This is a genomic window from Anaerobium acetethylicum, from assembly GCF_900096945.1.
Classification (GTDB): Bacteria; Bacillota; Clostridia; order Lachnospirales; family Lachnospiraceae; genus Anaerobium; species Anaerobium acetethylicum.
In genome coordinates this window covers 1-9,797 of record NZ_FMKA01000065.1, presented here as the reverse complement: position 1 = coordinate 9,797, position 9,797 = coordinate 1, and the positions used below count along the sequence as shown (strand labels likewise).

General features: G+C 42.9%; 13 protein-coding genes and 1 pseudogene. 4 read left to right on the top strand and 10 right to left on the bottom strand.

The window, feature by feature from the left end; genetic code table 11:
* The 3 genes from BJR36_RS19390 to BJR36_RS19380 all read right to left on the bottom strand — a co-directional run.
* On the bottom strand, positions 1 to 467 hold a 467-nt coding region (locus tag BJR36_RS19390; protein WP_139133590.1), incomplete at its 3' end, for an HlyD family secretion protein.
* 23 nt (positions 468 to 490) lie between these two features.
* The gene (locus BJR36_RS19385; RefSeq protein WP_091237082.1) at positions 491 to 967 is read right to left on the bottom strand and encodes a hypothetical protein; all 477 of its coding nucleotides are present in this window, start codon (positions 965 to 967) and stop codon (positions 491 to 493) included.
* Positions 968 to 1,409: 442 nt separating this feature from the next.
* Positions 1,410 to 1,907 (bottom strand): hypothetical protein, encoded by a 498-nt coding sequence (locus BJR36_RS19380; RefSeq protein WP_091237081.1) that lies wholly within the window; start codon positions 1,905 to 1,907, stop codon positions 1,410 to 1,412.
* A 257-nt stretch (positions 1,908 to 2,164) separates the two neighbouring features.
* On the opposite strand from BJR36_RS19380, the gene BJR36_RS19375 reads away from it, so the two are divergent.
* From BJR36_RS19375 to BJR36_RS19360, 4 genes are all read left to right on the top strand, one after another.
* Complete coding sequence (locus tag BJR36_RS19375; RefSeq protein ID WP_278276602.1) at positions 2,165 to 2,644, top strand: DUF6431 domain-containing protein; 480 nt, start codon at positions 2,165 to 2,167, stop codon at positions 2,642 to 2,644.
* Positions 2,645 to 2,715: 71 nt separating this feature from the next.
* Complete coding sequence (locus BJR36_RS19370; RefSeq protein WP_091237080.1) at positions 2,716 to 4,125, top strand: DDE-type integrase/transposase/recombinase; 1,410 nt, start codon at positions 2,716 to 2,718, stop codon at positions 4,123 to 4,125.
* The gene (locus tag BJR36_RS19365; protein ID WP_091237079.1) at positions 4,125 to 4,937 is read left to right on the top strand and encodes an ExeA family protein; all 813 of its coding nucleotides are present in this window, start codon (positions 4,125 to 4,127) and stop codon (positions 4,935 to 4,937) included. Before BJR36_RS19370 ends, BJR36_RS19365 begins: the two co-directional genes overlap by 1 nt.
* Positions 4,934 to 5,254 carry a DUF6618 family protein gene (locus tag BJR36_RS19360; RefSeq protein WP_091237078.1) on the top strand — a complete coding sequence of 107 codons (321 nt, stop codon included), beginning with the start codon at positions 4,934 to 4,936 and terminating at the stop codon, positions 5,252 to 5,254. The genes BJR36_RS19365 and BJR36_RS19360 overlap by 4 nt, the downstream gene beginning before the upstream one ends.
* Before the next feature lie 401 nt (positions 5,255 to 5,655).
* Here BJR36_RS19360 and BJR36_RS19355 read toward each other — a convergent pair whose 3' ends face one another.
* The 7 genes and pseudogenes from BJR36_RS19355 to BJR36_RS19330 all read right to left on the bottom strand — a co-directional run.
* A complete protein-coding gene (locus tag BJR36_RS19355) occupies positions 5,656 to 6,135 on the bottom strand; it encodes a hypothetical protein (RefSeq protein WP_091237077.1) in 480 nt (159 codons plus the stop codon).
* 50 nt (positions 6,136 to 6,185) lie between these two features.
* Positions 6,186 to 6,335: pseudogene (locus BJR36_RS21255) on the bottom strand (IS4 family transposase); the annotation flags it as partial.
* Positions 6,336 to 6,503: 168 nt separating this feature from the next.
* Positions 6,504 to 6,977 (bottom strand): hypothetical protein, encoded by a 474-nt coding sequence (locus BJR36_RS19350; protein ID WP_139133589.1) that lies wholly within the window; start codon positions 6,975 to 6,977, stop codon positions 6,504 to 6,506.
* Between the two features lie 207 nt (positions 6,978 to 7,184).
* On the bottom strand, positions 7,185 to 7,427 hold the full coding sequence (locus BJR36_RS19345; protein ID WP_207648922.1) for a hypothetical protein: 243 nt from the start codon (positions 7,425 to 7,427) through the stop codon (positions 7,185 to 7,187).
* 133 nt (positions 7,428 to 7,560) lie between these two features.
* Positions 7,561 to 7,731 (bottom strand): ATP-binding cassette domain-containing protein, encoded by a 171-nt coding sequence (locus BJR36_RS21210; RefSeq protein WP_330388007.1) that lies wholly within the window; start codon positions 7,729 to 7,731, stop codon positions 7,561 to 7,563.
* A 45-nt stretch (positions 7,732 to 7,776) separates the two neighbouring features.
* Entirely contained in the window at positions 7,777 to 9,300 is a 1,524-nt protein-coding gene (locus tag BJR36_RS19335; RefSeq protein ID WP_091237075.1) for an Ig-like domain-containing protein, read from the bottom strand.
* On the bottom strand, positions 9,297 to 9,797 hold a 501-nt coding region (locus BJR36_RS19330), incomplete at its 5' end, for a beta-barrel domain-containing protein (protein WP_139133588.1). The genes BJR36_RS19330 and BJR36_RS19335, both read right to left, overlap by 4 nt.

Sequence of the window (9,797 nt, the reverse complement as noted above, 5' to 3'; positions counted from 1 at the left end):
TGTGCATCGCGAAGCGTGTTACTGGTCACGGAGTGAACAGTAACCCCTTCTGCTGTAAGATCAAAATAGTTCCTGTCATCCTTGATTGATTTTACAAGCTTCTGAAACTGGGCTGCCCTCATCTCATAGGATTTCTTCTGTTCCTCCAGCTGTGTGACCTGAAGGTTCAGATCGGTGCTCTGTACCTGAAAGAGCACATCTCCTTTTTCTACCACTGCCCCCTCACTGGCTTTCATCTCTGAAATCTTTCCGGTATAAGGTGACATGACGTAATTCTTATTGTTACTCTGAATGACCCCGGTGGATTTGATCACATAGGTCTTCGGTGTATGAATCCCCCATACTGTTACTGCAACCAAAAGAAGTGCCACCGTAAGGGATATGATATATCCAAACCGTGGCAGCTTTTTCTCATATAAAAGGCGGCTGTCTTTTAGCTGTTCAAGTGTTTTTATCTGTTTCCCCATTAGTTATACTGCTCCCCATTTCTCTAACTATCAGCCCGCGGCATGAACACATCGGCAATAATCGTATTTTCTTCTTCATTCCTGTCTACAAATATGGTATAGCTCTCGCCTTTCAGCTGGATGTCATTTTCGAAAGCCTCCAGATTGAGTTTGTCGTAGGCGAATTTCAGTTTGTCCTCCGAGCCAATGTAACGGCAGTACATGCAGTCTGCCACACGGAGAACCGACTCCATGGAATATGGGTCTTCTACCGAGTGGATGTAATTACTGCACTGCAGCATCACGATTATTTCCACATCCAGTTCGTTATTTTCATTTATGCAGGTTCTTGTATATTGGATCAATGGACCGATTTGGGTTGCTGCCTTAACTTTTATGTATGACTGCATCTTTTCAATTGCTATGTTGAAATCAAAATCTTCTTCATTTAATAAGCATTTGTATTTCAATGCCTTTGTCAGTTTTATTGTCTTTGACTGGTTTGTTGTGATTTTGTTCATCTTTATGTGTATTCATTCCCTTCGTAATAATCAAATCACTAAATACCTTGATAACTGTTCTCTTTTCCACTTTTCTCTATTTATAAGTCAATGTAAAACTAGTAAAATCCAAGGATATTACTCTTTATAAGTTGAGCATCTCCCCGTTTAAGATAAAATATAACTGTTTCAACATTCCGTTCATCGCTGCATTTATGTTTGTTTTGCACAAAAATGTGAGTATTGAATATGTCAAATTGCATATTTTTACAATTTTGTGCTTCTTTGAAACAATGAATGATGCAAGCCTGAATAGTTCCGTTAAAGCATTCGGTGGTGTAGCCCCCAAGTATACTTTTGCAACAACCTACATTTTGCCATTGCAAAAAACAGTTTCATTCAAGACAAAAATAAATTATGGAAAACTCCGTTTTACGGTATTAAAACACCTATTTTTATTCTCTTATTTTTTAATAAAGTCTTTTATTAGTTTATATATATCTTCATATTCCTCTTTATTTACTTCTTTCAAATCCTCTAAATATACAGAATAATTTCTTCCATTTTTCATTTTAAAATAATATTCCCCTACTTCAAATCCTATAGGACAATATTTTCTAAATAAAACATCCTGTATCAAATTTCTATTTATATTTATTGTTTTTTTCAATTTAACAATTCTTATTTCTGCATCATCTAAAATAATTTCTGCATTTCTCGTAAATAACTTACCCATATATGATACAAACAAAAAATTTATAACTACTATTCCAAGGAAAAATATAATGTAATTTCTACTCATTATAAAATTTTCATATACCGCAAACCAACTACCTAAAGCCACAACCAAAGCAATTACTCTTAAATTAATACTTTGATATTTAATATTTCTCTTTTCCATATCTACTTGTATGATGTATATAGAATCAAAAACACCATATTCCTTTCTTTTTAATATCATGGTTATAATACATTCCGATATCCCACACTATTGCACAAATCGAGTAACTGGATTGTTGCTGACCTTTTAACTTAACACTTCGTTGCTCTTCTTGTCTGTCGCCAAGCTGACCTGTATAATGACATTATCATACAGAAAGAAAAAAGTCCCAGAGGACACCTTCCAGCAAGATGTTGTCCTCTGAGACCTAATCAAAAACATGATTATTATAGCAGATTATCAGTTGGTCTACAACGAGGAAAACGATATTTTTCTGTGTGAGCAATGAAACCTCTTCCGTCTGTCCTGTCTGCGGAGGTCTCCTGAATTACCGGGACTCTAGATCCAGGATTATGAAAGCCAGTGGCGGCATAAGCAGCTGGATTCTTATCAGACGGTTGAAGTGTGGCGGATGCCGGAAGCTCCACAACGAACTCCCTGATGTTCTTACGCCCTATAAGCATTATGCGTCTGAGATTATCGAGGATGTCGCGGATGGAGCAGTTACCGCAGATGATCCCGCCACAGAAGACTATCCTTGCGAGGCCACCATGGAGCGCTGGAAAGGGTGGATTGACAGGAACATCCTCAGGATTGACGGGATGCTTAAATCTGTCGGCTACCGTCTGCTGGACTTTAGCGAACAGCTTCTGAAATCCGGCATTTCATTGCTCATGGAATTACGCGAAGCTGGAGCCGGATGGCTTGGTACCGTTCTGAGGCTCATCTATAACTCGGGCGGATTTCTGCCCCCATGAACCGTGCACCTACTTTGTTTTGCTGTCACGGAAGGATTCCGGTAAGATTGCCTCAAAAGGAGGTAATCATTATGAATACAAATACACAGACAAACAAAAAATGGCAGGAAGAGCTGGCGCTTGAACGGTTCCGCATCATTACGCCCCTTCTGGACGAGACGATGGATGCTGGAAAGAAGCTGCAACTACGGGAGAGCATTGCGAAGCAACAAGACATTTCCATCCGTAGCCTCTACCGCTATGAGCAGGCATACCGCAATGACGGCTTTTCCGGTCTGAAGCCAATGGACAGAAAGATGCAGCGTTCCTCGGCTCTGCCGGAAAACTTCGAAGAACTGGTAAAGGAAGCTGTCCAGCTGAAAAGGGAAGTCCCCTTACGTTCCGTGAACCAGATCATACTGATCCTGGAAATGGAGGGACTTGTGGCTCCCGGAGTCCTGAAACGCTCTACCCTGCAGAGGCATCTGTATGGTGCCGGATTCGGGAAAAAGCAGATGAAGAAATATACGGAGGCAAGGAAAAGTTCTTCCAAAAGGTTCTGCAAGCCGCATCGCATGATGCTGGCAGAAGCGGACATAAAATATGGATTGAAACTTCCTATCGGGAAAAACGGAAAACTGGTCCAGACCTATCTTTCCGTCATCATAGACAACCATTCCAGATATGTTCTCTCATCTGGATTCTATGACAACCAGGAGGCTGCAATCGTAGAGGACACCTATCACAAGGCGATACTCAAACACGGAAAAATGGATCTGGCATACCATGATAATGGAAAGCAGTATGTATCCACGCAGCTCCTGAAATCCCTTGCAAAACTTGGGATCCGGGTCATCCATGCCAAACCCTATTCGGCGCAGTCGAAAGGAGGTGTGGAGGTATTCAACCGTTTCGTAAACTCCTTCCTTGCGGAGGCGAAGGCTCAAAAGATCCGTACGCTGGAAGGGATGAATCATTTCTGGAACATCTGGCTGGAATCCTACTACCATGAAAAGCCCCATGATGGGATCCGCGAATACTACGAGAGCCTGAACTCGCCCGTTCCGTCGGAAGGGATCTCGCCTCTGCAGGAATGGAACCGGGATGCAAGGCCGCTGGTTTTTCTGGATGCAGAAATGGTCGGGGAGGCATTCCTCCACCATGAAAAACGTGAAGTGGATAAAGGCGGCTGCATCAGCTTTCAGGGAAGGAAGTACGAAACAAGCGCTTCCCTTATCGGTGCGACCGTGGAAATCTCCTATGACCCCATGGCGACCGAAACCATCACCGTCACGTATCCCGGCATGAAGCCATTCAAGGCTGAACCGCTCCGAATTGGAAGCTTCTGCGATAAGAAGCCGGAGCTTCCACTGAGCATGCTTCCACATGAACCGGAAAGTTCCCGCTTTCTGGAGGGCCTGGAAAAGAAGCATCGTAAGAACAGCCAGATGAGGGCCAACGCCATCTCCTTCGGAGCATTCAGGAAGGAGGACGGGAACTGATGTATGAAGACTTTTTTGAAATGGAACATACCCCGTTCACAAGGAATATCCCGTCGGAAAAACTATATGAATCCACTTATGTCGCCGATGCCCTTGGAAGGCTTACCTATGCAGCCGACCGCCAGCTTTTTGCTGTCGTCACGGCAGATGCAGGATGTGGGAAATCAACGCTGATACGCAGCTTCGTCACGACATTGCCGAAAGAGGAATATATCTTTCTGTACCTATCCGATTCCAAGCTTACACCAAGATGGTTCTACAAAGGGCTGCTGGATCAGCTAGGAATCGAATCCCGCTTCTATCGTGGAGATGCGAAGCGCCAGCTCCAGAAGGAGGTCGAGATCATCCAAGGCGTCCAGAAGAAGAAAGTGGTATGCATCCTGGATGAGGCGCATCTTCTGGAAAAGGAGACCATAGAAGAATTCCGGTTCCTGCTTAACTACCGCTTTGATTCCATGAGCCCGATGGCGCTGGTGCTTGTAGGGCAGAGCGAGCTCTGGGAGAAGCTCAGGCTTCAGCGTTATGCAGCTGTAAGGCAACGTATCGACATCAGCTGCATCCTGCCCCATCTGGACAGATCCGAGACGGAGCAGTACATCAGTTCACACCTTGTATATGCCGGAGGCAGAAAGGATATTTTTACGGACAAAGCCATGGATGACATCTATAAGGAATCTACTGGCATCCCGCGCAGCATCAACCGAATCTGCGAGAAGAGCCTGATGTACGCCTGTCAGCAGAATAAGCGTCTTATTGATGAGCATGCGGTACGATACGTGATCGGACATGAGATGCTGGGAGGTGATGCATGATGAAGATGAAATTCACGTGTCGAGGAACCCTTGACTGTGACCCTGAATCATGGGAAGGAATCCTCAGCTTTATGAGCATGAAACCGCCTTACGAGGCGGAACTGAATGCACGGGGCAGCTACTTTCACTTCTTGTTTGGAAAACATGCATACGGTAACTACCTGTGCATCCCGAACTGGGGAATCGGCATGGAGCTCGCCACTCTCACGGATGGATTCTGGAACCGTGAACGTCTGTGTGAGTCAGGTCTGTCCGCTGTTGATGCATGTAGCGTTACAGAGGCGCTTGCAGCAATGAGTGAGTATATAAACCTATAACAGTGTGCAGGCAGGAATTTCCTGCCTGCATTAAGAAACAGAGTAATTGACAGAAACATGAGCAGATGAAGGTCAGCTAAAGGAAGCAGTTCAGCGACAGCTCATGAAATCATTAACAACTGGATGATTAATTGAATAGGGTGGTATTTATGATGACTGGCATCATAAAATTTAACGATTCTATTATCATGTCCATTTCAGGCATCTGATGTAACTCGTTTAACGGTCAAATATTTGGTTTTTCGTGGCAGAATTACGGTTACCTGAAATTCATTATTCAACATTGTAATATTGATGCCAAGCCTGCTATCAACGCTCAAATCGCTTGACCATCTGTTAATAATACTCTTTCCTGATGTTTATCACAGCCCCCCTGTGATAGAACTTTTTTAATCTCGGATCTATTTAAAATCTTTTATTTCATATTTTCTAATTGATTTATTCGATGAAACTACTTTATAAAAAAAATAGAATGCAATTCCAAATACCACAAAAGTTGTTACTCCTAAAATTAAATTCAAATTAGATAAAAGCAGATAAACTAGTAACAAAATTACTGCCACTTCTAATATCATTACTATTCCAAAAACAACTCTATAAGTTCTTTTCCATTTATTATAGTGTTCTTTAGGAATAAAATAATCATAATCATCAGAACCATGGACTTTTAAGTTCTTATCAATTATTATTGCTTTGTGAATATCGTCTCTTACTTCTATGGCTATAGGGATATAAAAACTTTTAATATCTGGAACTATCAATTCAATAATCGCAGTCAATAATAACAATATTGTATTGCTTTCATATAAACAATTGTAATATATTATTACATTATTTCGTTTACAACTTTTATAATTTGTGGCTTCACATCTAATTGACATTTTCGTATACTCCTTATATTTTACTCTGCTAATCAAATTAACATCTTTTAAAGTAATGATATGATGCGGATGTAGTGGGCAAAAGGGATTTTCTTCTTATATGTATTTGATGCTTTCAAAGCTTATGAAACATGAAATCCAGAGAAAAATCTGCTAACAGATTTTGAAACCTGACTATCATTTTGGTTGTCTTGTGTTATACTTTTATTTCATAGCATGAGTCCGCTGGTTTGTAATTTTGTGTGGCAACTTAATTATAATAAAACCAGTAGTTTCATGCTATTTTAATGCCCGTTATTGAGATTTCAAGGTGCACAGACACCTATTCAAGTGCATGGCTTGAGTTAATTAATCCGTGGATTTGGTCATTAGAATCGTACCCTTGTATCAACCATTCCATCAGAGAAAAAGTCAGCAGCAAGAGCTACCATACCTCCAACTGATGTTAAACTCCATGCATTTCCCAACAACAAATTTCCTATGGCTCCAGTAGTTATATTGATAGACGCACCTATTGCCATTTGGATAATCGTCTTAAAAGCACCTGCTAGTTTGGGTAGATATACTTTTACAAGTGCTATTGCTGCTGCTTTTCCCATATACTTTATAGGTGCCAAATATGGACAAACCGCCAATGCTGCCACATCAACTATAACAGACACCCAACTACGTGAAAAATCTGCCCCACCCTCAACATAAGTCATTTCCTCTTCATTCATCACAGCATAGCTGCTCGGCATCACTAAAGCGCCATCGTAACACATTTCCATTTCTAAATTCCTCCTGATTATTATTTTTTTATCTTCTTTCAAAGACAAATCTTCAAGTGAATCTTTATCCACTCAGTTCCCCCACATCAGATCGTCATCTTCCATGAGCCTCTTACTTTAGACTGTATGCAGCCTGTCATTACGGACTATATATGTAAAACAGTCCTATCATATATGATAACAAAACCGTTTGACACCGTATTTCTCCCCTACCGGTATTTTCAGATTTCCTTACTTTCTTTCCTGATACCACTAGCATCACTGCTATTACCGGTATTCCTACGTGTAGCAGATTTCATTCTCATCCACTTCCCCTGGCATATCTTCATATGCAGCCATTATGATATCCTCTTCCTTCTTTAGGATGAAGTTTCCCTGCTGCATCTCCCAGAGCCTGTAATACTGCCCCTTCTTTTCTAGCAGCTCTTCGTGGCTTCCTCTTTCTGCTACCTCGCCCTGGTCCATCACGATGATCTCATCGCAATTCTTTACCGTTGCCAGTCTGTGGGCGATTATGAGCATGGATTTGTTCCTGAATTCATTGTAAATCAGTAACTATTCAGAACCCCTATCCTGCGAGGCGTTTTTATGCTGATTCTGCATAAAAACCTGCGTTCTGTATGTGCAAAATTGCTGGTTCTGCAATTTTTGTGCATCATATGTGACTATGAAGGACGTAGTCCCGAATAATTACATAAATCATATCGAATATGATGTTTTCTGTTCCAAAGTCCAGATTGCTGGTACTTTCATCCAGTATATAAAACTCGTTATTCTTAAGAAATGCCCTGGCAAGTGCGATTCTCTGCTTTTCTCCGCCACTCAAACCATTTCTGCTTCTGGCGGAGCAGTATCCACGCTGTCTACCAATCTACCAAAACCAGTGCTTTTTCTTCACTACCAGATATCCCGCAGACAGCAGGGCAATGACAGCGGCAAACCCAATAATCACATAAAGGCTTACGGATATCCCATCCAGCTTCTCTTCCGCCAGCAGATACGTTCCCCCTGTATTGATCCTGATATCCGAACTGTCTTCTGCCCTGATGTTTTCATATCTGCCCTTTCCGGAATTAAAAAGATACAGATATCTGTACCGGTTTACAGCATCCATCTGAATGGAGATTTCCCCTGGAAGCTCCCGTCCCTCATTGCAGATAAGCTCCATCCCTTTTTCCGTCTTCACGATCTTTAAACCTGTAGAGAGCTGATTGTCGCAGTTTACGATATCCTTCCCTTCCAAAACCATCCTGTAAGTATCGCCTCTTATCACCATGGTTTTTCCTGACTCATAAAGGCTTTTCAGCATGGCTGAGGTGATCAGCGGATATTCCCCTGCTTCGATTTCTATCGGGCCGTCCTTTGAGAGAAGATCGATTATGGACTGCTCCTGGACTGTCGCTGTCTGGATCTGGATCTGGTTTTCAGCTGTTGCTGCTGCCCCCTCTGCAGAGGGCATATTCACGATTACAGTAACCGCACTTGTCATGTCTCCATTGGACACCAGTATGGTGGTGTTCCCTGTTTTTCTGGCCGTCACCCTGCCGGATCCTGAAACAGACGCGATTCCTTCATCCGCCGATTTGAAGGAAAGATCCTGGGCTGCCTGTTCCGGAAGGACTTTTCCTGTGATCGTACAGGTATCTCCCTTTTTCAAGACCAGGTACGTTGTATTCAGTTCAATGGAAGTGGCTGCTATTTTTACATGTACCGGCAGTTTTTTGGAAAATCCGCCTGCTGTTACGGTGATCTCTGCACTTCCCGGCGAGATTCCCTTTACTTCGCCTGTGGAAGTCACGGCAGCGACTGCTGTATTGCTGGTGGTATAGGTCAGCCTGCTGTCTGTTGCATCTGATGGGAGAACGGTTGCTGAGAGATTCAGGGTTTTGTCGACTTCCAGCTCTTCCTGATAATCCGAAACCTCAATGTCGGTTACAGGAATCCTGGCTTTTTCGGTGGATTCCGGTTCCTTTACTGTCAGTTCGAAGGATTTCGAGATGCCGCCACAGCTTACGGTAATCCTGGTTTTTCCTGCGGAAACTGCTGTCATTCTCCCCATGGCATTAACAGTGGCAACTGATTCATGTTCCGACTGGTAGGTAACGGCCTGGGAATCGGCTGTCAGGGGAAGCAGGGTTATGGATAGAAGCTGCTTTTCCCCTGCCTCCATGGATGCATTATAATCTCCAAGATCAATATCCGTAACTGCCGTTGCCGCAACAGACTCCGCCTGCTCCGATGATTCTGCGGAAAGGCTGCTGGCATGGATCAGCAGTGGTTCTCTCAGAATGAAGACAGCGATTATGCATAATGATAGTATTCCGAAAAAAAATGCCTGTATCTGTTCATTGCTCTGTTTACATTTTCCACTCTGTAATTGCCTATATCTCATCATCTTGTCAGTACCCCCAGTGCATCTAATACATAATTGAAGTAGGTCACTTCGTCGTACTGGATTCTGGCCTCTACTGCCATTCCATTGGTAATGTCTGCCTTATTCCCTTCCTTGCTGACAAGATACTTATTGTCCGGTTTTATAAATACTTTAAAATAAGAAGAGCTCTCTCCTGTTTCTGCGTTTTCTGCTGTAGTCATGTCGCTGTCTATGCTGGTTACCTGACCGGTGATCGTTCCATAGACCGACTGGGTAAGGCCTGCAATGGCAATGTCAGCCCTGTCTCCAACATGTGTCCTTGTTACGTCGGATGGACTCATATAGGCTACCACCTGATAGTTATCCCTGGCCGATGCAATACTGGCGATTGGCGCTGCCGCCTGCACTACCATGCCTTCTTTGTAATCCGACATCATATGTACGATTCCCGATGCATTGGCTGTAATGGTATACTGTCCCTGCCCCTGTTTTATGGCTGTCAGCTGCGCGTTGATTCC